Genomic DNA, 24,707 nt, shown 5'->3' on the forward strand with positions numbered 1-24,707 from the left:
TCATATATCCTTGTCAGCTGATTGACTGATGGCTACATCCTTGAGGGGCGAGATGCCTGAGACATCGAAACAGCTTTCCAAAACAGACAGGTATTTAGCCTGGCTGATCAGAGGCCTTTTGGCTGCCTTTTGCTGGTGGCTAATCAGTGAGGGCCGAAATGATTCCTGGGTGTTGGGCGCCCCTGCGGTTGTTTTGGCTGTCGTGTTTAGCTTTTATCTGCAGCCTGCTTCCGGTTACCGGCTTTCCTTACCCGGTATTCTGGCTTTCTGGTGGTACTTCAGCCGTCAATCCCTGGTGGCTGGCTATGACGTTGCCAAAAGAATCATCTCACCTGAGATGCCCATTCAACCGGGTGAGGTGACTCTAAAGCTTCACCTGCCTGCCGGAGCCCCGCGTTGGCTGCTGGCAATGACCCTGTCACTTTTGCCCGGCACCCTTAGCGTTCGTTTTGAAGGTGACAGCCTGGTACTGCATTGCCTGGATATTGGTGAGCCGGTTGAAGTCGATGTGCTGACTGCTGAGCGCCGGGTTGCGGCTGTATTTGGTCTTTCAGGAGCGGCTTTAATCAGAGCCAGGGAGCCATTGTTATGACTTGGGCGCTGTGGGTAAGTACTCTGCTACTACTTTTGGCATTGGTTCTGGGCGTCTGGCGGGTCTGGTTGGGGCCTACCCTTGCTGACCGTATGCTGGCTGCCCAGTTGTTTGGGACCACGGGGGTAGCGCTGCTCTTGCTCTTGGCTGAACTCCTAGAGCAGCCTGCATTAAGAGATGTCGCTCTGGTTATTGCCCTCTTGGCAGTGATGGCCACAGTTGCCTTTGTTGCCCGTGCTCAGCCTGCTGGTCAATCAATTTCCAAAAAGGAGAACGAGGATGCTGATTGATTTGCTACGCAGTCTGTTAATTCTTGTTGGAGCAGCCTTTTTTCTAGTTGGCACCTTGGGTTTGCTTCGTTTTCCGGATGCACCAACCCGAATTCATGCCTTGACCAAGGTAGATAACCTGGGGTTGGGACTAATCGTACTGGGGCTTTTGCCTGGGGTAGCCAGTTGGCCGGTAGTCTTCAAAATGATTTTGATTTGGTTGCTGGCTATAGCGGCTGCTTCTTTGGCAGGCCATTTGGTTGTTCAGGCTTGGGCAGGTTCCCAAAACAAGGAGACCTCATCCCGTGATTCTTGATTGGTTATTGGCAGGAGCACTAATCGGAACGGCGGCTGGTGTTCTTTTGACTCGGGATCTTTATCGCTCAGTCGTTCTATTTATTATTTTTGGTTTGCTGATGGCGCTGGTTTGGGTCAGGGTGGAAGCGCCCGATTTGGCTCTGGCTGAAGCAGCTATCGGGGCGGGGCTGACCGGTGTTCTGTTTTTGGATGCTTTGGGTCACCTTAACCCGGATAAAGCAGCTGCAGTTCGCCAGAAGTACCGCCAGCCTTTGTTGTCTGGATTAGCTTTTTTGTTGGCTTTAGGCGTGACAGGCTTGTTATGGATGGCTTTGGTTGATAGTCCTCAGCCGGGCGTTCATTTGCCTGAAATAGTTGATCAACAGTTGCTGGCCAGTGGTGTTGAACACCCGATTACAGCCGTCCTCTTGTCATTCCGGGCTTACGATACGCTTCTCGAAGTGGCTGTCATTCTGGTTGCAGTGGTGGTGGGTTTGGCCTTGCGCTTCAGCCAAGAAGACCAGCCTGCTGAAACCCAGGTGCTGTCCCCGCTGCTACAAAAAATGCTGGTTTGGCTGCTACCTTTGATGCTGATGGTGGCCATCTACCTGTTGTGGATAGGTAGTTATCGCAGTGGTGGTGCTTTTCAGGCAGCAGCGGTACTTGCTGCTATGGCTGTCTTGATGCGTATGTCAGGCACACCCATTCCAGGTCACAGCAACCTCTATCTGCTGAGAATTGGTCTGGTGGTCGGGCTGGGTCTGTTTTTGCTATTGGGTTCGGTAGACTTGGTCAGTGGCGGCAATTTTTTGGCTTGGCCTGAAGGTTGGGAAAAAGCCTCCATTCTGGTTGTTGAAGGAGCCCTGACTTTTTCCTTGGGCATGTTGCTCTTTTCACTGTTTGAAGCCAGTCCTGCACCCAAGCAGGCGAGCATGACGCGTGGAGGTGGAGCATGAATACCTTTTTTATCTATGCGCTGACTGGTGGTCTTTTGTCGAGTTTGGGGCTCTTGGGTTTTATCCTGCATCGTCATCTGTTAAGGCGTCTGATGGCTTTTAACCTGATGGGCAGTGGCTGCTTTCTGATACTAACCGGTTTGTCTCAATCTCATCAGGGCGTGGATGCTGTGCCCCAAGCGTTGGTATTGACAGGCATTGTCGTTGCTGTTTCGGCTACTGCCCTGGCCTTGGTTCTGATCCGTCGCTGGTATCACTTAACCGGCCAGACTTCTTTGCCGGAAGATGTTCAGTCTCTGGAAAAAACATCCAGTAAGGAGGCTCAGGGATGAGTTCCCTGCTACAGGAGTTACCCCAGCTATTACCCTGGTTAGTTATTCTGCCGCTCTTTTGGGCCCTATTCAGCTTGGCGCTGGGTGTTCTTTATAGACATTGGATTGCTGGGGTCTTCATCTTTTTGTTGCTGGCAACCAATCTGATTTTGATTGGACAGTGGCTACTTCTGGGTGATCTTTACTATAGCCTGGGGGACTGGGACGTTCCGCTGGGCATTCAGTTGCGCCTGGATGGGGTTGCACTCGCTATGGTTACGGTAACCAGTCTGGTGACGGCGGCGTGCAGCCTGCATGCGAGCACTTACCTGGATGATTACCCACGTGCTCAGCAATACTTTTGGCCCTTATTGGCTTTTACCTGGGCCAGCTTGAATGTAATTTGGCTTTCGGCTGATCTCTTCAACCTCTATGTGGGTCTAGAGCTTTTAGGTTTGAGTGCTGTAGGCTTGGTGGCGCTGACAGGGCAGACCGAAGCGCTGGGTGCGGCGCTGCGCTATTTGTACGCTGCTTTGCTGGGATCACTGGCCTACTTGTTGGGTGTGGCCCTGATTTACAGTGGCTATGGTCAGCTGGACTTACCGGCCTTGTCCGGCCTGCTGGAATCTGATGCCAGTACGCGTTTGGCACTGGCGCTGATGACCCTGGGCTTGCTGCTGAAAACGGCTATCTTCCCTTTGCATATTTGGTTGCCACCCGCTCATGGTAAGGCTTTGCCGCCTGTTAGTGCCTTGCTTTCGGCCCTGGTGGTCAAGGCTTCTTTTTATATTCTTGTTCGCTTGTGGTTGGAAGCCGGTTTGCAGGTGGTCGTGCCTTCTGCTGCCCAGTTTATGGGTGCTTTGGGGGCTGGTGCCGTCTTTTGGGGTGGTTGGATGGCCTGGCGGCAAACAGAGCTGAAAATGCTGGTTGCCTATTCCACTGTGGCCCAGCTGGGTTATTTGATGCTGATTTTCCCCTTAATGGTTGGCGTTTCACCAACTGCAGCCCAGCTGGCTTGGGAGGGGGGCTGGTTGCAGTTGATTGCTCATGCCCTGGCCAAGGCAGCAATGTTCCTGGCTGCAGGCAATTTGGTCCTGGCAATGCGCAGGCCAGATATTATTGGTCTGCACGGTGTAGGGCGGTTTTTACCCTTCTCCTTGTTGGGCTTTGGTTTGGCAGGTGTCAGTATTATGGGACTTCCTCCCAGTGGCGGCTTTATGGCCAAGTGGCTGCTTTTGCAAAGTGCGCTGGCTAGTGGGCAGTGGTGGTGGTTGCTGGTGTTGGCAGGCGGCAGTGCCTTGAGTGCTGTTTATATTTTCAAGGTTTATCAGCAGTGTTATATCGAAGATACCGAAGTGGATAACTTCAGGCATCCCTCTTTGCTGCTCGATCTGTCATCTATCACTTTGGCACTCTTGGCCTTGTCTTTGGGTATCTTCTCGGCCTGGCCACAAGCACTGTTGGCAACGGCCTTATCAGGAGGGGGAGTTTGATGTTGGATTGGTATTTCTGGCTACCTCTGCTGGTGCTTTCAACCTCTTTGGTTGCTTCAGGTTTTATTTTTTGGATTAACGAAAATCGCAGTCAGTTGCGCAGTGGTATTAACCTGACAGCAGCAGTACTAAAAATCGCCCTGGTAGTGATTATTCTACTGGGTGTTATGGGTGGGGAGGTTTATGAAACTCGTTTTGCACTCTTGGCCGATATTGACTTTGTGCTCCGCGCAGATGCCCTGGGAGTCATGTTTGCCGGGCTTTCTTCGGTGCTCTGGCTGTTCACTACCATTTATGCGATTGGCTATCTTGAGGGTACGCCCAACAGAAGACGCTTCTTTGGTTTCTTTGGTCTCTGCGTAGCTTCTACCCTGGGTATTGCCTTTGCAGGTAATCTTTTTACTTTCCTGATTTTTTATGAACTTCTAACCCTCTCAACCTACCCGCTGGTTGTTCACCGGGGAACGGCCAAAGCCTTGCGTGCCGGTAAAATTTATTTGATTTATACCCTCGGTGGTGGCCTGGTTCTTCTGATGGGCGTGCTCTGGCTTTATGGTTTAGCGGGTGATCTCAGCTTCTATGGACGCAATCATCTGGATGCTTTAGCGGTCACTCAACCTGCCGCCCTGAAATGGATTTTCTTCCTGTTGATTGCTGGGCTTTCGGTTAAGGCTGCTATGGTACCTTTTCATGGTTGGCTGCCCCAGGCAATGGTTGCCCCGGCACCGGTCAGTGCCTTGTTGCATGCGGTTGCAGTCGTCAAGGCCGGTGCCTTCGGTATTGTGCGTGTTGTTTACGATGTCTATGGAATTACCCTGACCTGGGAGCTGGGCCTCCTGCTGCCTTTGGGAATTGCGGCGGCTGTGACCATTATTTATGGCTCTATCCGTGCGCTGATGCAGGAGGATATCAAAAAACGTCTGGCCTTCTCGACGATCAGCCAAGTGTCTTATATCGCCTTGGGTATCAGCCTTTTCGGGCCAGCCGGGACGATTGGTGGCTTGGTACATCTGCTGCATCAGGGCTTGATGAAGGTAACCCTGTTTTTTTGTGCGGGCAACTATGCCGAGACTTTAGGGGTTCACAAGATCAAAGATCTGGATGGCGCTGGTCGACGCATGCCGGGTACCAGTCTTGCGTTTACAATCGGGGCTCTGGGTATGATCGGGGTGCCGCCAGTCGCAGGCTTCATCAGTAAATGGTATTTGGGTATTGGAGCGGTAGCCGCCAGCAACTATTGGGTGCTGGGTGTGTTGGTGGCTAGTAGTCTTTTGAATGCCGCCTATTTCTTACCCGTGCTCTACCGTATTTGGTTTAGACCCCAGGAGCAGCCCTGGCCTCATGAGCGGGTCTTGGGGCGCTGGGATACAAGTCTTTGGCTGCTCGTCCCTGCCTTGGTGACCGCTGCCTTGAGTCTGCTGGCCGGTGTTTTTGCAGCCTCCGGATTCAGTCCTTTGACTTGGGTTGAGTTGATCACCAGCCGGGAGTATCTGCCATGATTGAAGCCTTGTTGTTTTTAACACCTGTATGGCCGCTGGTGGTACTGGTTTGTTCGGCTGCTTGGCGTTTTGCGAAAGGCGAAACAGCCAGTTTTGGTTTCCTGTGGCTGACAGCGCCCTTACCAGGGCTCCTGTTGGCGGTGCTTGCAGAACCTGACCCTGCAGCCAGCTTTTTGGAATTACCTGGGCTTTTTCTGGGAGCGCTTTGGTGGCTGGATGAAGTACGCTTGGTCTTCCTGCTAATGACCAGTTTGCTTTGGCTGTTGGCAGGTTGCTATGCCCGAGGCTACCTCAAGGTAAGCCAGGGAGCCAAGGATCAGCTGAAAGCCAGGTTAAGAAGCTTTGAATACCTTTGGCTGCTTACTTTGGCTGGCAACCTGCTGCTGATAGTTGCTGAGGACATTGCCAGCTTCTACACCGGCTTTGCGATCATGACTTTTTCAGGCTATGGGCTTGTGATTCATTTTCGTAGCCATGAAGGCCTGGCTGCAGGACGCAGCTACCTCTATCTGGCTTTATTGGGTGAAGGCTTGCTGCTGATTGGTTTTCTGGGTGCAGCTTCTCAGGCAGCCGAACCCTTGATGTCCCAAATTCCTTTAATTCTGGAACCAGACAATAGCTTGGGGCTGCCTCTTTTGCTCTGTCTTTTATTGGGTTTTGGGGTGAAAGCGGGTTTGGCACTCTTGCATGTCTGGTTGCCGGTTGCTCATTCGGTTGCTCCAACGCCTGCAAGTGCAGTGCTTTCAGGAGCCATGATTAAAGCAGGTTTATTAGGCTGGTGGTTGACGCTACCTCTGGGAACCAGCAACTGGCCGGAAGTGGGTCAGGCCCTGCTGTTGGCAGGCTTGGTTGCTGCCCTGGGTGCGGGGCTTTTGGGTGCTCTGCAATTTAAAGCCAAGGCAGTTTTGGCTTATTCCAGTATCAGTCAAATGGGCATGATGACTAGCCTGGTGGGTGTGGGCCTGTTGGATTTTACGCTCTGGCCTGCGTTGGTGCCTGTTCTTTTACTCTTCCTTGTGCATCATGGCCTTAACAAAGGCAGCCTGTTTTTGGCTGTCGGGATGAATGAACGCCTGCCTCTGCGCTGGACCCCTTTGTTGTGGTTGGGTCTGGTGCTGCCACCTCTGGCCCTGGTTGGCTGGTTGGGCAGTGGCACCTTGAATAAAACCCTGATGAAGGGGGTGCTCTATGAGGCTGGTTGGCAACCTTTGGTGTTTTGGTTAACGCTTGCTGGCTTGGCGACCAGCTTACTGATGTTCCGTTATCTATGGCTTTTGTACCTGGCTCGCCAGCAACTCAGTCAGCAAGAAAAACAACCACAAAAAATCAACTTCTGGATGCTGGGCAGCTGGTTACTCTTGCTGATCCTGGGCTTGTTGACCCCCTGGTGGCTGCCCTTGTCTATCGATAACTTTCTTTGGCCAGATCAACAGGGTTGGCTGGATTTGGCTTGGCCGGTTCTTGCAGGCTTGGTGTTGGCCGTCTTGGCCTGGGCTCTTACCCGTCGCTCTTCAGCCTGGCAGAAGTGGGTGCCCCCTTTGGGTGATCTTTTAGTGGTTTACAGGTATTTGGGGTTGGGTCTGCTAAAGGGAGTTCGCGGACTGATTGCTGGCTGGGATGCTGCAATGCAGCAGCTGGTGGCTTGGTTGGGCTCTTTAAAGAGCTTGGGGCTTTTAATGGATAAAATCAGTTATCAGGAAATTGCCTGGCGTCGGGAAGCCGCCTTAATTTTTACTTTGTTACTCGTGGTTTTATCGGGACTCTTGCTGCTATGAGCCAAACAGCTGATGTCGTGGTTCTCGGTGCAGGGGCTGCTGGACTCATGGCAGCTACCACTGCTGGCTATACGGGTAAAAAAGTACTGCTGCTGGACCATACCGACAAACCAGGCAAAAAGATTCTGATGTCCGGTGGTGGGCGCTGTAATTTTACCAACCTGAATACCACGCCAGCCCATTTTCTATCCAGCAATCCCAATTTTTGTATTTCAGCCTTAAAGCGCTATACCCCCCAGCATTTTGTGGAACTGGTGGAACGCCATGGCGTGGACTTTGTAGAAAAAGCACCGGGTCAATTGTTTTGTGCAGGCAAAAGTAAGGAAATACTTAATCTGCTTTTGACTGAGGCAGACTGGGCCGGGGTGGACCTGCGGATGAAAACCAGCATCAATCAGGTTGCAACCACCGCCGAGAGCGTTCGTCTGGAAACCTCAGCAGGTTCGATCGATGCAGGTACTTTGATTGTTGCTACCGGTGGCCTTTCTATTCCAACTTTAGGGGCCACTGGTTTTGGTTATGATTTGGCCCGCCAGTTGGGACTTAACCTCTTGCCCACGCGTGCAGGCTTGGTGCCTTTTACCCTTCATCCTGAGTTAAAGGAGCGCTTGGCCCCCTTGTCGGGTTTAAGTGCTGAAGTGGAAGTAACCTGTGGTGGGCACAGCTTTGCCGAACCCTTACTGATAACTCATCGTGGCTTGTCGGGCCCTTCGATTCTTCAGGCATCCAGCTACTGGCAACCGGGTGCTTCGGTAACGATTAACTGGTTGCCAGGTTTGCAGGTGGTTGAAGAACTCAGTCAGTTACGCCTAACAGCTCCCAAAAGCAGCCTCAATGCCTGGTTGAATGACCATCATGCTAAACGTCTGGCAGGCCTGCTGACCGAAATGCTGCAAGAAGAATTTGCAAGCAAGAAGTTGCAGCTGCCCGAGCGTCTGGCTGATTTCTCCAACAACCAGTTGGAGCTGGTGGGCCAGTTTTTACAAGAATGGACCTTCACCCCGGCAGGTACTGAAGGTTATCGAACGGCCGAAGTCACTCTGGGTGGCGTGGACACTCAAGCAATTTCATCACGGGATTTTAGTGTTAAAGACTTGCCGCAAATTCGCTTTATTGGTGAAGTTCTGGATGTTACCGGACAGCTGGGTGGCTTTAACTTCCAATGGGCCTGGGCTTCAGGTGTCGCAGCGGGGCAGGATTTGTAGTGCTTGCGCCTTAATAGAGAGTGACTTGTTGTTATGAAAAACTGGATATTTCTTGGGGTTGCAATTGTTGCTGAAGTACTGGCAACCTCTGCACTGAAGTCAAGTGAAGGCTTTACGCGCTTAGTGCCCAGTGTGCTGGTGGTTTTGGGTTATGGGATTGCTTTTTATTTTTTAGCCTTGACTCTTAAAGTCATTCCAGTCGGTGTTGCCTATGCAATTTGGGCAGGCTTGGGTATTGTTTTGATAGCCCTTTTGGGTTGGCTGGTTTTTGGTCAAAAGTTGGATATGCCCGCTATTTTGGGCATGCTGCTGATTATCAGTGGTGTGCTGGTTATCAATCTTTTTTCGCAAACCGCTAGCCATTAACTTTTGCTTGGAGCTAAGCATGCCTTGGTTATTTTCTTATGGCACTTTACAGCAAAAAAAAGTACAGCTTGCTAATTTTGGGCGGGAGTTGAAAGGGGAGCCAGATCTGCTCCCTGGCTATCAAGTGGGTGAAATTCGTATTACCGATGAGCGGGTTTTAAGGGAAAGTGGCAAGGCAATTCATCCTATTCTCAGATATACCGGCAATCCAGAAGATGAAGTGAGTGGCAGTGTCTTTGAGTTAACTGCAGCTGAACTGGAACAGGCGGATGACTATGAGGTAAGTGACTATAAGAGGGTTTCTGCAACCCTAAAATCAGGGCGCCTTTGTTGGATCTATGCGGCCGCTGATTAAAAAGGTTGATGCCATGTATTTATCACGCAACCCACTACACTATCTGTCCTTTGCAGTTTTGCTGGCGTTGCTTTTTTTGGTGTTTTTTATCACAGGGCTGCCTCTTTCTGCCCCAACTTACCTGAATTCAATCCTTGGCCTGCCACTGCCAGGCTTTTGGTTTCCAGTGATCTTAACCACTGTACTTTTATTGGGGCCCTTTTTACTGGGCAGCTTAGTCTATGAGCGCTTGGCATACCTTTGGCTGGTTCTGATTGTCTTGGCGTCCATGGGTTTGCGTGCGGTTATGTTTACAGCAGATGGAGACCCCCATTTTCTAAGCCCTACCTTTTTGGTTATTGACTGTCTTCTGGTCGTCGTGGGCTTGGGGTGTGTTTATGTGGGCAGGCTACTCGTTATTGATAAAGAAGAGTTTGAGTCCCGAAAACGTTTAGGCTCTGCCCTGGTTAATAAACCGGTACCAGAAGGGTTGAACGCAAGTCTGCTGATGAGGTTGAAGGCCTGGGCACAGGGTACGGCTTATGGTTTGGGAGTGAGTGCCTTTGTGTTCTTTATTACGCCTTTTGTTTTTGGCGGGTTTTGGTTGTTGGTGTGGGCTGCACTCTTGGGCTTTGCGTGCTCTGGGATTAAGGTTTCCTGGGATGATTGGATTAAAGAGCGGTTGCGGGGCTATCAGGGATTCTATAGTCATAACCTCCAGCCGGCTTACTGGAAAAAACTACCCGGCCTCTTCTTAGGCCTAGTGGTGGGTAGTTTAGGGCTTTACTTATTTTACCGGCTGGAACTTGTCAATGAGGTGCTCTTCTATCTAAGCCTTGTGACTACTTGGATAGCAGGCCCCATTTATCTTTATCACCAAAACAAAAATTTTTAGAAGGGTTGCTTAGCGAAACAACCAGCTACGTAGCCAGTTGGCACGAGCAGCCCTAGCTTGACGTTCTACTTTTTCAAGATCAATACGCCCTGCATTCAAGCGATACTCAAGAGGAACCACTTCCTGGAATTGCATGGTTTGGTCATTGGCTGCAACTGCTGCAGTGTCTAGGCGCTCTTCGCTGGTGTAGTCAGTGGCAAGATTCATCACCTGTGAGTTCATTGCATTCCTCCTCTTGGTTGGGTTGGCTTTGTTAATCAGGGCGCGAATGCTAATCTGAACCTGAGTTAAATAAAATCCCCAAAAAATTAAAATGGAGTTTGCAAAATCGAACAGCAAAAAAGGCAGCGCAGTGGCGGCCCTTTAAGAATTCATTGGGATGATTTTGAAACCCTGCTCGCCATTGCCGAAACAGGTTCCTTATCAGGTGCAGCCAGGCATTTGAAGGTGAGCCATGCGACTATTTTCAGGCGTTTGGGGGATATTGAAAAACGCCTGGGTGTGCTGCTGTTCGAACGTTCGCGCCGCGGCTATTTACCTACTCAAGCCGGTGAAGAGTTGGCTGCGACTGCCCGTGAAATTGAGGCTCGGGTGTTAGCTGCTGAAAGGCGAGTTGTGGGTCGTGATTTGCAGCCGCGTGGAGCCGTTTGGGTCACAACCACGGATTCACTGTTTGCGGGTTTGCTTGCCCCCTTATTTGCTCAGTTTCAGCAGGAATATCCAGGTATTCTGTTGGATATAGCCGTTTCTAATCAGCCTTTAAACCTGACCCGCCGCGAAGCTGATGTGGCTATTCGAGCTTCCAAAGCACCACCCGATCATTTGGTGGGTCGTAAGCTGGTTGATATCGGTATGGCGGTTTATGGTCGTCGCGCTGATTTTAAAGAGGGTGTTGGAGAGCTGAAGGACTTAGCTTGGGTAGGCCCGGGTGCCCGCTTGCTGGATCAGCCCTTAAGGGACTGGATGTTTGAGCAGGGGTATGATCACCACTGTCAATTTCGGGTGGATACCCTGATCGGTATGTTGAATGGTATTAAAGCGGGTTTGGGAGTAGCCGTTTTGCCCTGTTATTTGGGCGACCATGAACCTGAATTAATCCAGCTAACTGATCCGATTGAGCCTTTAAGCTATCAGCTTTGGTTCCTGTTCCACCCAGATTTACGTGGGGTTGCCCGAATTAATTCGTTATTGGATTATATGACCGCAGCTATCAGAGAGCAGAAAGAGCGTATTGCGGGAACCAACAGAAAACCACTTAACCAGGATGAACACCTCAATGACCAACCTGATCACTACTGAAGACCTCTATTTAAAGGTACCCGGTGGCGATATTTTTGTACGCCTGTGGCAGCCAGAGCTTTGTAAAAGCAGTCTCCCGATCATTTTGCTGCATGACTCTCTGGGTAGTGTTGAGTTATGGCGGGATTTCCCCCAACGCTTGGCCGAACACCTGCAACAACCGGTTTTCGCCTATGATCGCCTGGGTTTTGGACAATCTTCTCCCCGTGATGCTTTGCCATCCTGGCATTTTGTTGAGGAAGAAGCGGAAGTTTATTTTCCAGAGTTGCTGCGGGGTTTGGATATTCAGGAGTTTGCCCTGCTCGGACATAGTGTTGGCGGGGCTATGGCTTTGAATGTGGCTGCCGTCTATGGTCAGATTTGTCGTTGGGTTGTCACTGAGGCCGCCCAAACCTTTGTTGAAGAACGTACGCGCGAAGGTATTCGTCAGGCAGAGAAGCTGTTTGTAGATCCCAGCCAGTTTGAGCGCTTGAAGCGATGGCATGGCGATAAAGCCCAGTGGGTTTTGGATGCCTGGATTAAAACCTGGTTGGCTCCTGAGTTTAGTGACTGGAACCTGAGTTCAGCCTTGGCCAGGATTGAGAGCCCTGTGTTGGCTTTGCATGGCGATCAGGATGAATATGGCTCTTCTGCTTTTCCTGAATTGATCGTCAGGCAGGTGCCGACTGGTGCGCAGATGCGTTTGTTGTCTGAATGTGGGCATGTGCCTCATCGGGAGCAGCAAGAGCAAGTATTAGCAGAAATTGAATCTTTTCTTGGGCATTGAACCCCCAGGTTTCAACCTTTAGCATGCAGTTAGGTTTATTTGTATGTGAGGTCAACTATGGCACGGACTCCTTCTGCTATGCTCCCCTTGGGCACCCCTTTGCCGGATGCGAATCTTCCTGACCCCAATAATCAATATTGGCGCTTGTCTGAATCCTTGGGTAGTAAGGGCTTACTGGTCATGTTTATCTGTAACCATTGCCCTTTTGTGCTGCATATTGCGCCTTTTTTGGAAACGCTTTACGACCAATTGGATGAATTAGGTATCAAAACACTGGCGATTAACTCTAATGATATTAAAGCCTATCCTGCAGACTCCCCTGAAAAGATGTCAGAATTTGCTGCTGAATACAGGCTGCCCTTTCCTTACTTGTTTGATTCCAGCCAGGAGGTAGCGAAGAGCTTTTCGGCTGCTTGCACCCCGGATTTCTTTTTGTTTGATCACCGGGGCAAGCTGAGCTATCGGGGACAATTGGATTCCAGCCGCCCAGGTAATGAGCAGCCAGTCACTGGTGAAGACTTACTGACTGCGGCCAAGCTTCTTTCTCAGGGGATTCAGCCTCCTGAAGTTCACCAGAAGCCCAGCCTGGGCTGTAATATCAAGTGGCGCTTTTCTTAGTGTTGACTAGTTCATCAAGGTCACGAGAGATTTGCCTCAGCTGATCTGCAACCGCAACGGAGCCCTGAGCTTGATTAGCGGTATCCTCAGCCATCCGGCTAATTTCAATAATACTGCGATCAATTTCACTGGCGACCGCACTTTGCTGTTCTGCAGCGCTGGCAATCTGGGTGGTCATATCACTGATGGATTCCACGCCCTGAGTAATACTATCCAGGGCTTGGTCACCTTCAGCCGCCTGAGTAATGCCTTCTTCGGCTTGCTTGCGGCTGTTTTGCATGACTTGAACAGCATGACGGGCCTTCTCTTGTAACTCATGCACCTGCACTTCTATATCTCGGGTTGAGTGCTCGGTACGTTGGGCCAGGTTGCGCACTTCATCGGCAACCACGGCAAATCCTCGTCCTGCTTCACCGGCTCTGGCTGCCTCTATAGCCGCATTTAAGGCGAGAAGGTTGGTTTGTTCAGCAACATCTCTGATCACTTGGAGGATAATACCGATATTTTCGGTGCTGCCTTCAACTTCCTGAATCACTTGGTCAGCCTGCTGAATATCCTGAGCCAGGGTGTTAATCATATGAATAGTGCGGCTAACCACTTCTTTACCTCGGGCGGCTCTCTCTCGGGCATCCTGCGCTGAATCAGCGGCATGGCCAGCACTTTGGGAAACTTCCTGAACCGTAGCCGTCATTTCATTCATGGCAGTAGCCACTTGATCGGTTTGTCCTTGTTGATTGGAAGCCGCCTGAGAAGTCTTGTCCGCCACCTGAGCGAGTTGGTTAACCGAGTCTTGCATGCTTGCCACTGAGCCTCGAATGGCAGTGACCAGGTCGCTAAAACGCTGCACGACCTGATTGAATGCCGAAGAGGCTTGACCGACTTCATCTGTACCTTTTACTTCCAGCTTGAGGTTGTCGTCACCTCCTGCTGCAACAGCCTGCATACCTCGGGTCATCTGCTCTAAAGGCCGGGTAATAAAGGTACGGATAAACAGGTAAACGAATGCCAGCAGAACCAGGCTAATACCGACAGCAATGCTAAAAAGATTGATCGCAAAAGCCTTGGCATCACGGTTAACTTCTTCAAGTGAAATATTCATGGTGACCGCACCCAGCACGGCATCTTGAGGAGCAACGGCGTGGCACTGCGTACAGTTTTTGCCAAGGTAATCGGTGCGGTTAAAAATAGGTAATACGGCTCTTAAGGCTTGGGTGTCCCTATCGACTGCCATATAGGCTTCACCAGTATCAAGAACCTGGCGCTCAAGATCGCTTCTTGCCCCTTCGCTTCTGGAGCCTGGACCAAACTGCTCATCAATCCATTTGCCTCTAAGAACACGTAGGTCGGACACATTTTGCAGTTCGGTGATTTGATCAAGAAATTCGTGGCGTTGATCCATGGTGCCGGTAATCATCATGGTCGTAAGACCAGCCATGGTGCTTTCAAATAATGATTGAGCGAAGACTTCGGATTGCGCATAGGCTGTATTGCGTTGCTCCCAAGCGGCCCAGGCAATCATGCTGGTCCAGGTGATCACTAATAATGCCCAAAGTACTACAACAAGGCGTATCCATAATTTGAAATTGTAGAGTTTTTGCAGCATCAGTTATGATCTCCTGAAATTCCAGCTGATGTTCTAAGCTTAAAAGATCTCATCTATAAGTCCGCAAGTCTAGTGAGGATACTCTCTGCAGGCTGGTTGACTTTCAGATCCAAGAGTTCATCAGCACGGGTTTTCCCTCGATTGATGGCAATAATAGGTTTGTTAGTCTGTTTGGCAAGGCGGCAGAAGCGATATCCGGAATAAACCATTAAAGAAGAGCCAACAACCAGAAGTCCATCTGCAGCTTGCATTGCTTGTTCAGCTGCATGACGCGTTGCTGGGGGAATTAAATCACCAAAGAACACCACGTCAGGCTTGATGATGCCAGAGCAGCGCGGACAGTCGAGCAGTTGAAAGTCACTGAAATTCTGTTGTTCCAAATCGGCATCACCATCAGGAGCTAAGCTGGCGTGCTTTTTATCATACTGGGGGTTAAGCTCAATAAGGTGCTGATGGTAGGCATAGCGCATAGTGCGGAAGCCACAGCTTTGGCAACTGACGGTATCACCGCGACCATGCAGGTCAATCACTTTTTTTGAACCCGCTTTTTGATGGAGGCGATCAACGTTTTGGGTAATGACCTGCTGAATGCGTCCTTGTTTTTCGAGTGCTGCCAGTGCCAGGTGACCAGCCCCTGGGCGCGCCGAACGAAAGGCTTCAAAGCCGGCGAGGGCTCTAGCCCAATAGCGTTGCCGGACTTGAGGTGAGGTCATAAATTCTTGATGCTGAACAGGTTGGCGCCTTTTCCACTGACCTTCATCATCACGATAATCAGGTATACCTGACCCTGTGCTGATACCTGCACCGGTCAGAACCAGCCATTTGTGGTGTTCGTTAAAAAAGTGAAACAATTGATTGCTGGTTGTTTCAACTGAAAAGCTGGCAGGATAGGCTTTGGCAAGCTGCATTGGTCAACCTGTAAGCTGAGACTGAATGAAAACTCTAACATAGTAAGCTGAATTTTAGGGAAGGATAATGATGAAGCGGTGGATGTCATCACTCCATGCACGTCTGATGCTGAGCCTGGGATTAGGCTGGGTACTGCTAGTCAGTGTCCTTTTGGGCACCTCCTGGTACTTAGGCCGGGATATCACCCGTGAAACTCTACTCGTTCAGTTGGAGTACCAAGCAGAGTTGCTGGCTAGAACGGTTGAGCAGGATGTTTTAACCCGTAAGGCTTCGATAGCAAAATTGGCAGCTGAAGTTCAGCCAGTCGTCCAGCAAACAGGAGCAGTACAACAGGTGCTGGAGAAAAACTCGGCGTTATTGACCTATTTTGATGCGCTGGTTTTTGCTGGCCCTGAAGGTTTTGTGGAAGCCGATTGGCCACAAGCGCCGGGAAGACAAAGTCTGGATGTTAATCAGCGTGAGTTTTTTCAACGTGCTCAGGGGATGCGTCGGGGTTTTATCAGTGAGCCTTTTGTTGGTGCAGTAACAACTGAGCCCCTGGTCATGGTGGGCTACCCCCTAAGAGATGAGCAAGGTGAGTTTCAGGGCATGGTTGGTGGGGTGTTAACCATTCTGGGCGATAATTTTTTGGGTTTTTTACAGCGCCACAGGTTAGGTACAACGGGTTTTGCTGCCATTGGCAGTGCCTCAGGGAGAGTGTTGGTGCATGCTGACCGCAGCCTAATTATGGAACCAGTGCCTGATGAGTATAATGCGTTTATCAGGCAGGCTTTGCTGGGTTGGGAGGGTTCAGGTGAAAGCCGACTTCTAGCTGGGGTTCAGGCGTTGCAAGCCTATAAGCAGATCTGGGCTGCCGATTGGATCGTGGGTGTTTATTTGCCCAATGATGAAGCCTATGCTGCTTTTGACCGCCTCTGGTGGGTTCTCTGGACTTTGGGTACCCTGGTTATTCTGGGTAGTCTGCCTTTTCTTTGGTGGTTGCTACGTTTACTGCTTTTACCGGTGCAGCGCTTTGCCACGCAAATTGACTCAATTAACAGGGGGGAGCAGGAATGGCTCGAAGCACGAACCTCTTTAACGGAATTACGTTCGGTCGCCAAGCGTTTTAATGCTCTTCTTTATTCCCAGTCCAGAACTCAACAAGACCTGCAGCGGCGCCAGGCTTATTTGAATGCTGTATTGGACTCTTCACCGTCAGGAGTCTTTTTGACCAATTTGGAAGGCAAGTCCATCTACGTGAACTCAGCCTACATCCGGATTACTGGTTTAGAGGCGAGCGAGCTACTGGGTTGGACCTGGTTGGACTATGTGTATCCTGAAGATCGTCCCAAGCTTTTGCAGTATTGGCAGGGTGCTGTTGCTGCAGATGATAGTTATGAAATCCAATACCGTTATTCAACCCCCGAGGTTGGTGAAATCTGGCTGGAAGCGCATGCATCGCCGATTACTGATGATCAAGGGGTGACTCAAGGCTATATAGGTACTGTGAGGGATATTACTGAGCGCAAACAAAAAGAAGAAGCTCATCGTTGGGCGGCGCTGCATGATGGTTTAACCCATTTGCTCAATCGGCGCGGGTTTGATGAGATGATGTTCAAAGCCTTTGATGCCTGGCAAAAAACCGGCCAGCCTGCGGCTCTTTTATTGATCGATTTGGATCACTTTAAGCCGGTTAACGATACTCTGGGGCATGATGTAGGTGATATTTGGTTAATAAAAATAGCCGATATTTTGCGTGAGCGGGCAAGCGCCCAAGGAGCTGCTGCCCGCCAGGGTGGTGATGAATTTGCATTGCTTTTGCCCGGCTTTTCAGTGAATGAGGCCAAGAAAGAAGCTGAAATAGTGCGCCATCAGGTGATGGCAATTGAAATTCCTGAATCCGAAGGTTTTTCGGTGACTACCAGTATAGGAATTGCGCTTCTGCAAGAAGGTGATGACAGTGTTTCTACCTGGGTTAAAAGAGCGGATGAAGCCTGTTATCTAGCCAAAAATGCGGGTCGCAACCGGGTTGAAGTCAAATCAGCTTGAATTAGGTGTTCTCACTTACAAACTGGGGTAAGATACCGCCGTTTTTTCTGATTGGAGCCATCAATGCCAGATATTGTTGCCATGTTTTTTGTACTGGGTGTGGTTTCAGGTCTGCTGAAATCAGACCTTAATCTACCCAAAGCTGCCTACGACACACTAAGCCTGCTGCTGATGTTAACAATTGGCTTGAAAGGTGGCATGGCACTTCATGGTAATTTTTCACCGGCATTGATGCTGGAAGTAGGCGTTGTCCTTGCTATTGGTTTTATTATTCCTCTTATTTTGATCCCACTTCTTCGCCTACTGGTTGGTTTGAATTCAGCCAATGCGATTAGCTTGGCTGCTCACTATGGTTCAGTGAGTGCAGGTACCTTTGCAGTGGCCTTGGCCTATACCATGACACATCGTCTGGAAACGGGGGGACAGGTTACTTTGTACCTAGTCCTTTTGGAACTGCCGGCCCTGTTGGTGGCTTTAAGTTTTTATCAGCTGACCCGCAATCAAAAAGCTGAATTTCAACTCAAAGACCTGCTCCATGAAACCTTTACCAACCGCAGTGTCGTTTTGCTGGTAGGGGGGCTGATTATTGGTGCCCTTTATGGTTACGATGAAGGTGCTCAAGTTACTCAGCTTTTGATGAGTAGTTTTGCGGTGGTGCTGGCGCTCTTTCTTCTGGAAATGGGGCTGGTGGCATCAGAAACTTTACGTAAAGTACGTTGGCACTACTGGCGCGTGATTACCTTTGCAGTGGCAGCGCCTATCGCCCTGTCGTTTTTTGGTATTTTTGCTGCGGTTTTCTTGGGGCTTCCGGAGGGCTCCGCAGTCATTCTTGCAGCACTGACAGCCAGTGCCTCCTATATAGCTGCACCTGTTGCTATTCGTAATGCCATTCCAGAAGCAGATATAGGTTTAGCAATGCTTGCTTCCTTGGGTGTGACCTTTCCATTTAATGTTTTAGTGGGTATTCCTATGTACCACCAATTCATTCTTTGGGTCGGATGAGTTCTCGCCTGAACCTTAAACATTTGCACTTTGCACAGTGAGTACTTGGTAACAGAGAAGGTTGTATTTGTCTGGATCGAAGTGCCCTTAGATAGCACGCGCCCCGAACACTCAATGCATCTTCGCGTTTTTCATACGGGTGAAGCCATTCCTGCACGCTATCAGCATTTAGCAACAGCAGTTGATGCTTTTGGGCCGGAAGCTTTCCACCTCTATGCGCTGGAAGCCGCAGAAGTCCCTTTGCAGGAAATTGCATGAGTCGAAGTTTAACGCACTTACCGGCAGCAGCGCTGCCGGTTTTATTGGATCTGTGGTTTGGTTTTGCTCCATTTGCAAAGCCGGATATGCATAATATTTATTCCATAAAGAAATAAGAATAGAAGTATAAGATATCCTTATTGGCTTGACAGGGTGTGACAAGCTGTCTGATTGCTCCACATCAATATTCTGCCATGCTGTTTCATGACATGAGCACTTGCAGTTTTTATTGATTTATTTTAGGAGCAAGCTATGGAGCTAGATCCTCTTCTGCTTTCGCGAATACAATTTGCGTTTGTGGTCTCCTTCCATGCCATCTTTCCGGTGTTTACCATCGGTCTGGCATCCTTTATTGCTCTTTTGGAAGGGCTCTTTTATAAAACGCGTAACCCTTTATGGGAACGTTTGGCGAAATTCTGGACCCAGGTTTTTGCCGTTGTTTTTGGCATGGGCGTAGTTTCCGGAATAGTGATGTCCTTCCAGTTCGGAACCAACTGGAGTAATTTCTCCTACGCCACTGCCAATTTCCTTGGCCCAGTGCTGAGCTATGAGGTGGTCACGGCCTTCTTCCTGGAAGCCGCTTTCCTGGGCGTATTGCTGTTTGGCCGCAACAAAGTTCCCAAGGGGGTGCACCTGTTTGCAGCAATTATGGTTGCGGTGGGGACCTTCATTTCCTCTTTCTGGATTCTCGCTGCGAACAGTTGGATGCAGACTCCGGCCGGTGTGGATTTGCGTGATGGCATCTTCCATGTCACCAGTTGGGGGCAGGCACTCTTCAATGCGTCCTTTATCTGGCGCTTTATACACATGGCCTTGGCTTCCTTTTTGACGGGTGGCTTTGTAGTGGCAGGGGTCAGTGCCTGGTATTTACTACGTAAACGCGAAGTGGAAGCCAACAAAAAGGCGCTTTCCATGACGTTGTGGTTGCTGTTGCTTATTGCACCTAGCCAGGCTTTGGTGGGTGACTTCCATGGCTTGAATACCCTGGAGCATCAACCCACCAAGGTGGCCGCAATGGAAGGCAACTGGGAGCGCAGTGAAGGGGTGCCCCTGCTGCTTTTTGCAATTCCTGATTCAAAAAATGAAACCAACCATTTCGAAATTGGCATTCCCAAACTGGCCAGTCTGATCCTGACCCACGAATGGGAAGGTGAAGTGCCCGGCTTGCTGGATGTACCTGCTGAAGAAAGGCCGCCTGTAGGTATTGTTTTCTGGGCCTTCCGCATCATGGTCGGTATTGGTTTCATCATGATTGGTTTTGCTCTGGCAGGCCTCTGGCTGCGCCGTGGCGGTCGCTACTGGCAGTCACCGCGCTTCTTGAAGGGTCTCACCTTGATGAGTGTCTCTCCTTTTATTGCCGTATTGGCGGGTTGGTTTGTAACTGAGGTAGGGCGCGCTCCTTGGCTGGTGTATGGCTTGATGACCCAGGCTGAAGGTCTTACCCCCTCGTTAACGGGTGGCATGGCCCTGTTCACTTTAATTGGTTATATCGCTGTTTATGCGGCTGTTTTCTCGGCGGGCATCTATTATCTGTTGCGTCTATTTCAGGCAGGCATCGAAGCTCAGGATGAAGATCATGAGTTAGATTTTGATCATGCCAAGCGCCCCATGTCGGCTGCGCATGTGTCTTTGGATAATGGAGGTAAGCTATGACTCCGGTATTTGATCTGACATTGATCTGGGTAGGGATCATAGGTTTCGGTGTCATCATGTATGTCTTGATGGATGGCTTTGACCTGGGGCAGGGGATCCTTTTCCCCTTCGCCCCGGACGAAGATGCCCGCGATGTGATGATGAACTCCGTTGCCCCTGTGTGGGATGGTAATGAAACCTGGCTGGTGCTGGGTGGTGCGGGGCTTTTGGCAGCCTTCCCGCTGGTCTATTCGGTGTTTTTGCCGGCACTCTATATCGGGGTTTTCCTGATGCTGGCCGGGTTGATCTTCCGTGGCGTAGCCTTTGAGTTTCGCTTCAAGGCCAATACGTCCCGTTATCTGTGGAACTGGGCTTTTTCCGGTGGTTCGATAGTGGCTGCTTTTGCGCAGGGTGCCGTGGTGGGTACCTATATTCAGGGCTTTGAAACCGAAAATATGCGCTATGTTGGCGGCGCCCTGGACTGGCTGACGCCCTTTACCGTCCTGACGGGTGTTGGCCTGCTGCTGGGCTATGCCCTGCTGGGTAGTACCTGGTTAATAATGAAGTCTGAAGGCTATATCCAGGACTGGGCCTATAAGATTACGCCATGTCTTTTGTTTGGTGTATTGATCATCTTTGGTTTGATTGGTATCTGGTCACCCTTTATTGACGATATGATTCGTGAGCGCTGGTTCACCAGTATTAGTCTGCTCTGGTTGATTCCTTTAGTGACCTTGGGTTTTGCGGCCTGGACTCTTAGAGCTGTAGCCAAGCGTCAGGAGGGCTTCCCCTTTGTTGCCACAGTAGGCCTTTTTGTTTCCACTTTTGTGTCCCTACTGGTCAGCAAGTGGCCCTATGTAGTGCCGCCCAACTACACCTTTTGGGATGCGTCTTCTGCTCATGAGTCGCAACTCTTTCTGTTGCTGGGCCTGTTGTTTGTGGTGCCCTTTGTGCTGATGTACACCGCCTGGACCTACTGGGTGTTCCGCGGCAAGGTGAAAGCAGGTGAAGGCTATCACTGAGTTGGATCGCAAAAAGCGCAACCGTAACTGGTTGCGTCAGTTGGCTGCTCAGGAAAAAAGCGGGCTATTGATGGCCCGCTTGCTTGGGTTGTTGCTGACGCTGGTGATTTTGTTGCAGCTGGGCCTGATGGCCTGGCTGATTAGTCAACTCCTGGTGGAAAAGCAGCCTTTGGAATCTCTGCTGGGTTACTGGTTGCTGTTGATTGCGCTGATAGTGATTCGCAGTCTTTTGCAAAGCTTACAGGAAGGCGTGGGTCAGGCTGTAGGCAACCGTCTGCGCCTGCGTGTACGTGAGCAACTGCTGAGTCATCTGGCCAGACTGGGACCAATAGGCCTGAGTGGTGACTCGCCTGCCTCACTAAGTAGTCAATGGCTAGAGCAGGTCGATGCCCTGCAGATTTACTTTGCTCGCTTTGTGCCTCAGATGACGCTGGCCTGGGCTTCACCCTTGATTTTTCTTGGGGCTGTTTTCTATCTGGATTGGGTCGCTGGCCTCTTCCTGCTGGTGTCTGCGCCCTTGATTCCTCTGTTTATGGCGTTGGTGGGTTGGGGTGCTGAGCGGCTTAATCAACAGCATTTTGTGTTGTTGAAACGCCTGTCGGGTCACTTCCTGGATCGTATTCGCGGTCTGACTTCACTCAAGCTGTTTGGGCAGACCCAGGCGGCCTGTGATCAAGTGGTCGCCGCGACTGAAGACTATCGGCGCTTAAATATGCGCACGCTCAAGGTGGCTTTTCTATCTTCTGCCGTGTTGGAGTTTTTTGCTTCCGTAGCCATTGCAGCCGTCGCCATCTATATCGGCTTTGGCCTGCTGGGTTATATCGCCTGGGGGCCAGCACCTTCCTTGACTCTCTTCAGTGGACTGTTGATCTTGTTGCTTGCCCCTGAGTTCTTTCAGCCTTTGCGCACCCTGGCCCAGCAATACCATGATCGTGCAGCCGCCCTGGGTGCTGCCGACAGCCTGGTCGATCTCCTGGAGAGGCCGGTGAGTGAAAGCCCTAGCGCTAACAAAACTTCGGAGGCCAGGCTGTCACCCTGGATGCTGGATCTTGATCACGTCTGTATCAGCTTTGCCGAGCGCGGCCAGGTTCTGGGCCCCATCAGCCTCCAGCTTGGTCGGGGCAGCTGTTTGCTGATCAGTGGTCGTACGGGCAGTGGCAAGTCTTCTCTACTGCATTTGCTGGCGGGTTTTATTCAGCCTACTTCGGGCAGTCTTCACGTCGAGGGTTTACCCGCAGGAGAGCGTCCTCTGGTCTGGATGCAGCAGCAGGCCTTTATCTTTCAGGGGACCTGGGCTGAAAACCTGCGTTTGGCGGCCCCGCAAGCCAATTCCGCGCAAATGCTGGATGCCTTGCAGCAAGTTGGACTGCTGGAATTGCTGGGTGAACAAGCGGAAGGTCTGGATACGCCCCTACTGGAAGGAGGAAGAAGTCTTTCTGGTGGCCAGGCGCAACGCCTGGTGCTGGCGCGTGCGCTACTGACGCCTTCTCGCCTGTTACTACTCGATGAGCCTTCCGCCAGTCTGGATGATCAAGCCGCTGATGAGCTGTTGAACTTGTTGTTTGGTTTGAAGATGCAGGGTTGCACCCTGGTGATTGCCAGTCACGATGACCGGTTTCTTAAATTGGCCGATCACCACCTGGAATTAACCTCGGGAGGTCAGGATGCATCCACTTAAACCCTGGTTACAGTTACTTAAAGTAGAGTCCGGTCGTCTCTGGCTGGGCAGCTTTTTGTTGTTGGTGACGCTGGTATCCGCAGTGGGTCTGCTGGGGCTTTCTGGCTGGTTTATTACCGCAACCGGAATGACCGCCTTGGCCTGGGCCGCTGGTCTGGCAGTGACCCTGGATATTTATACGCCTGGTGGCGGCATTCGTTTCTTTGCTTTATCACGGACGGTGGGGCGTTATCTGGAAAGGGTCTATAACCACGATACCGTACTCAGGCTTCTGGCCAGGCTTCGTCAGCGCCTTTTTCAGGGCATGACGCAGCTGGACCCCATGACTCTGGCGCGTTGGCGGGCTTCGCAGTGGGTTAATCGACTGATTACCGATGTGGAAACCCTGGATAATCTTTATCTGCGTCTTTTGGCCCCGCCATTGGTCGCTCTGGTCACCTTATTACTGGTTGTTCTGGTACTGGCGCTGTTTCATTTGCAGGCTGCCTTGCTGGTCGGTTTAGGCCTTTTGTTGATCCTGGCTATTTCTACCTATGGCATGGCGCTGGCCGGTCAGCAATTAAGTGGTCGCCTGGCTCAGCAGCAGGAGGTGGAGCGGAGTCAGTTGGTTGAACACCTTCAGGGTCTGGGTGCTCTCCAGGCCAGCCACAGTTTGAAGGTTCATCAGCAGGCAAGGATCAAGGCGCAAAAAACCAATATGCAAGACCAAGCACGCCTGCAACGCCTGGTCGCTCTGGGTCAGGGGCTGCAATCCCTGATGTTGCAGCTGGTGGTAGCTGCCTGTCTGCTGCTCTTGGCGGGTGCCTGGCAAGAAGGCTGGGTTTCCGGCCCGGTACTGGTGATGCTGCCTCTGGCGTTGCTGGCCCTGCAAGAAGCCTTTCAAAACCTGCCTGCGGCTTTTGCCAACTGGGGTGGCACCCTGGCTGCGGCAAGGCGCTTGAACCAGGCCAGTGAAGAGGGCACTGAAAAGCCATCATCTGGCCAGCTATCCTCCTTGCCTGATTACACCTCAATTGAGTTCCAGAAGATCCACTTGCTTTTAGGGCGACAGCAGGTGCTTAAAGACTTTCAGCTTGAGATAGCTCAGGGCGAAAAGCTGGCGGTATTGGCTGCTTCCGGCAAAGGTAAAAGTAGTCTTGCCTCTCTGCTGGCCAGGCAGCTAAGCCCGCAGCAGGGCCAACTGCTTCTGAAAACTCAGGATCAAGCGCTGCCACTTGAAGACTTGAATACAGAGATTTGGCTGAACCACCTGGGTTATCTGACCCAGGAAACTGAGCTCTTTGCTGCAAGCATTGCCGACAACCTGCGCTTGGCCAAGCCTGACGCCAGAGATGCAGAGCTTTGGCAGGCTCTGGAAACAGTCGATCTGGCAGAGGAGGTCGCTGGTTTTGCCCGACAACTGGATACCTGGGTGGGTGAAACCGGCCAGCAACTCTCCGGTGGTCAGGCTCGACGTCTGGCACTGGCCCGTCTTCTTTTAAAAGATGCCCCCCTTATCATTCTGGATGAACCCTTTCGTGGCCTGGATTGGAGAACCCGTGAGCGACTCAAACTGCGTTTGGATTCCTGGTTACAGGGGCGCACTGTATTTTTATTGGCTCATAACCTGGAGCATCTGCCGCGAGCGGATCGATGGATTAGTTTGTAAATTTAGGCCTTTGCTTGATGCAGATGATAAAAAATCTCAAGAAAGTGTTTGCAAATATAAATGAGATTGATTATTGTTAGCTTTATGGGCTGAGAGGCCCTAACCAAGAATAGCTGGAATTACAGGTTCCCAGGCTGTTTTAGGTTCTCCTCATCATCAAGCGAGTCTTTGCCGCCCTGAAACGGGCGGTTTTTTTATCGTCTTGTCCAGACTCTTGTACGAATTTGGCTGTAGTTAGTTACTGAGTCGTTT

At 50.9% G+C, this 24,707-nt stretch carries 25 protein-coding genes; 22 read left to right on the top strand and 3 right to left on the bottom strand.

What is annotated here, in order from left to right; genetic code table 11:
- The first annotated feature begins 52 nt into the window (after positions 1-52).
- The 12 genes from BM185_RS05450 to BM185_RS05505 are packed head-to-tail and all read left to right on the top strand — an operon-like array spanning position 53 to position 9,992.
- Positions 53-592, top strand: coding sequence for a Na+/H+ antiporter subunit E (locus BM185_RS05450; RefSeq protein WP_177203482.1), 540 nt, complete (start codon positions 53-55; stop codon positions 590-592).
- Entirely contained in the window at positions 589-882 is a 294-nt protein-coding gene (locus tag BM185_RS05455) for an MrpF/PhaF family protein (protein ID WP_091960479.1), read from the top strand. The genes BM185_RS05450 and BM185_RS05455 overlap by 4 nt, the downstream gene beginning before the upstream one ends.
- A complete protein-coding gene (locus BM185_RS05460) occupies positions 872-1,177 on the top strand; it encodes a cation:proton antiporter (RefSeq protein WP_091961317.1) in 306 nt (101 codons plus the stop codon). The genes BM185_RS05455 and BM185_RS05460 overlap by 11 nt, the downstream gene beginning before the upstream one ends.
- Positions 1,167-2,114: a hydrogenase subunit MbhD domain-containing protein gene (locus BM185_RS05465; RefSeq protein WP_143089488.1), complete on the top strand. Its 948-nt coding sequence runs from the start codon at positions 1,167-1,169 to the stop codon at positions 2,112-2,114. Before BM185_RS05460 ends, BM185_RS05465 begins: the two co-directional genes overlap by 11 nt.
- Entirely contained in the window at positions 2,111-2,446 is a 336-nt protein-coding gene (locus BM185_RS05470; protein ID WP_091960485.1) for an NADH-quinone oxidoreductase subunit K, read from the top strand. Before BM185_RS05465 ends, BM185_RS05470 begins: the two co-directional genes overlap by 4 nt.
- The gene (locus tag BM185_RS05475; protein ID WP_091960488.1) at positions 2,443-3,918 is read left to right on the top strand and encodes a complex I subunit 5 family protein; all 1,476 of its coding nucleotides are present in this window, start codon (positions 2,443-2,445) and stop codon (positions 3,916-3,918) included. The genes BM185_RS05470 and BM185_RS05475 overlap by 4 nt, the downstream gene beginning before the upstream one ends.
- Complete coding sequence (locus BM185_RS05480; protein WP_091960491.1) at positions 3,918-5,417, top strand: complex I subunit 5 family protein; 1,500 nt, start codon at positions 3,918-3,920, stop codon at positions 5,415-5,417. The genes BM185_RS05475 and BM185_RS05480 overlap by 1 nt, the downstream gene beginning before the upstream one ends.
- Positions 5,414-7,192, top strand: a complete 1,779-nt coding sequence (locus BM185_RS05485) for a proton-conducting transporter transmembrane domain-containing protein (RefSeq protein ID WP_091960493.1) — start codon at positions 5,414-5,416, stop codon at positions 7,190-7,192. The genes BM185_RS05480 and BM185_RS05485 overlap by 4 nt, the downstream gene beginning before the upstream one ends.
- On the top strand, positions 7,189-8,397 hold the full coding sequence (locus BM185_RS05490) for a BaiN/RdsA family NAD(P)/FAD-dependent oxidoreductase (RefSeq protein WP_091960496.1): 1,209 nt from the start codon (positions 7,189-7,191) through the stop codon (positions 8,395-8,397). Before BM185_RS05485 ends, BM185_RS05490 begins: the two co-directional genes overlap by 4 nt.
- Before the next feature lie 33 nt (positions 8,398-8,430).
- The gene (locus BM185_RS05495; RefSeq protein ID WP_091960500.1) at positions 8,431-8,763 is read left to right on the top strand and encodes an SMR family transporter; all 333 of its coding nucleotides are present in this window, start codon (positions 8,431-8,433) and stop codon (positions 8,761-8,763) included.
- Positions 8,764-8,782: 19 nt separating this feature from the next.
- Complete coding sequence (locus BM185_RS05500) at positions 8,783-9,118, top strand: gamma-glutamylcyclotransferase family protein (protein WP_091960503.1); 336 nt, start codon at positions 8,783-8,785, stop codon at positions 9,116-9,118.
- Positions 9,102-9,992, top strand: a complete 891-nt coding sequence (locus BM185_RS05505) for a hypothetical protein (protein ID WP_091960505.1) — start codon at positions 9,102-9,104, stop codon at positions 9,990-9,992. Before BM185_RS05500 ends, BM185_RS05505 begins: the two co-directional genes overlap by 17 nt.
- Positions 9,993-10,001: 9 nt before the next feature.
- Here the strand turns inward: BM185_RS05505 and BM185_RS05510 are convergent, their stop codons facing one another.
- Positions 10,002-10,214, bottom strand: a complete 213-nt coding sequence (locus BM185_RS05510) for a hypothetical protein (protein WP_091960511.1) — start codon at positions 10,212-10,214, stop codon at positions 10,002-10,004.
- A 147-nt stretch (positions 10,215-10,361) separates the two neighbouring features.
- On the opposite strand from BM185_RS05510, the gene BM185_RS05515 reads away from it, so the two are divergent.
- Genes BM185_RS05515 through BM185_RS05525 form a run of 3 tightly spaced genes read left to right on the top strand, consistent with a single transcriptional unit; the run spans position 10,362 to position 12,675 of the window.
- The gene (locus BM185_RS05515; protein WP_091960514.1) at positions 10,362-11,291 is read left to right on the top strand and encodes a LysR family transcriptional regulator; all 930 of its coding nucleotides are present in this window, start codon (positions 10,362-10,364) and stop codon (positions 11,289-11,291) included.
- Complete coding sequence (locus tag BM185_RS05520; protein ID WP_091960517.1) at positions 11,269-12,057, top strand: alpha/beta fold hydrolase; 789 nt, start codon at positions 11,269-11,271, stop codon at positions 12,055-12,057. Before BM185_RS05515 ends, BM185_RS05520 begins: the two co-directional genes overlap by 23 nt.
- A 57-nt stretch (positions 12,058-12,114) precedes the next feature.
- On the top strand, positions 12,115-12,675 hold the full coding sequence (locus BM185_RS05525) for a thioredoxin family protein (RefSeq protein WP_091960519.1): 561 nt from the start codon (positions 12,115-12,117) through the stop codon (positions 12,673-12,675).
- Here the strand turns inward: BM185_RS05525 and BM185_RS05530 are convergent.
- The gene (locus tag BM185_RS05530) at positions 12,656-14,278 is read right to left on the bottom strand and encodes a methyl-accepting chemotaxis protein (protein ID WP_218149389.1); all 1,623 of its coding nucleotides are present in this window, start codon (positions 14,276-14,278) and stop codon (positions 12,656-12,658) included. The genes BM185_RS05525 and BM185_RS05530 overlap by 20 nt on opposite strands.
- Positions 14,279-14,331: 53 nt before the next feature.
- Positions 14,332-15,186, bottom strand: coding sequence for an NAD-dependent protein deacetylase (locus tag BM185_RS05535; protein ID WP_091960522.1), 855 nt, complete (start codon positions 15,184-15,186; stop codon positions 14,332-14,334).
- A 67-nt stretch (positions 15,187-15,253) separates the two neighbouring features.
- On the opposite strand from BM185_RS05535, the gene BM185_RS05540 reads away from it, so the two are divergent.
- From BM185_RS05540 to cydC, 7 genes are all read left to right on the top strand, one after another.
- Positions 15,254-17,215, top strand: coding sequence for a sensor domain-containing diguanylate cyclase (locus BM185_RS05540; protein ID WP_091960524.1), 1,962 nt, complete (start codon positions 15,254-15,256; stop codon positions 17,213-17,215).
- Between the two features lie 63 nt (positions 17,216-17,278).
- Positions 17,279-18,217, top strand: coding sequence for a sodium-dependent bicarbonate transport family permease (locus tag BM185_RS05545; RefSeq protein ID WP_091960527.1), 939 nt, complete (start codon positions 17,279-17,281; stop codon positions 18,215-18,217).
- A 30-nt stretch (positions 18,218-18,247) separates the two neighbouring features.
- A complete protein-coding gene (locus BM185_RS14655) occupies positions 18,248-18,475 on the top strand; it encodes a DUF7352 domain-containing protein (protein ID WP_425434196.1) in 228 nt (75 codons plus the stop codon).
- A gap of 252 nt (positions 18,476-18,727) precedes the next feature.
- Positions 18,728-20,128: a cytochrome ubiquinol oxidase subunit I gene (locus BM185_RS05550; protein ID WP_091960529.1), complete on the top strand. Its 1,401-nt coding sequence runs from the start codon at positions 18,728-18,730 to the stop codon at positions 20,126-20,128.
- Positions 20,125-21,129, top strand: coding sequence for a cytochrome d ubiquinol oxidase subunit II (cydB, locus tag BM185_RS05555; protein ID WP_091960532.1), 1,005 nt, complete (start codon positions 20,125-20,127; stop codon positions 21,127-21,129). Before BM185_RS05550 ends, cydB begins: the two co-directional genes overlap by 4 nt.
- Positions 21,113-22,807 carry a thiol reductant ABC exporter subunit CydD gene (gene cydD / locus BM185_RS05560; RefSeq protein ID WP_091960536.1) on the top strand — a complete coding sequence of 565 codons (1,695 nt, stop codon included), beginning with the start codon at positions 21,113-21,115 and terminating at the stop codon, positions 22,805-22,807. The genes cydB and cydD overlap by 17 nt, the downstream gene beginning before the upstream one ends.
- Positions 22,794-24,455, top strand: coding sequence for a thiol reductant ABC exporter subunit CydC (gene cydC, locus BM185_RS05565; RefSeq protein ID WP_091960538.1), 1,662 nt, complete (start codon positions 22,794-22,796; stop codon positions 24,453-24,455). Before cydD ends, cydC begins: the two co-directional genes overlap by 14 nt.
- Positions 24,456-24,707 lie beyond the last annotated feature (252 nt).

This window comes from Marinospirillum celere (assembly GCF_900112235.1).
Lineage (GTDB): Bacteria > Pseudomonadota > Gammaproteobacteria > Pseudomonadales > Halomonadaceae > Marinospirillum > Marinospirillum celere.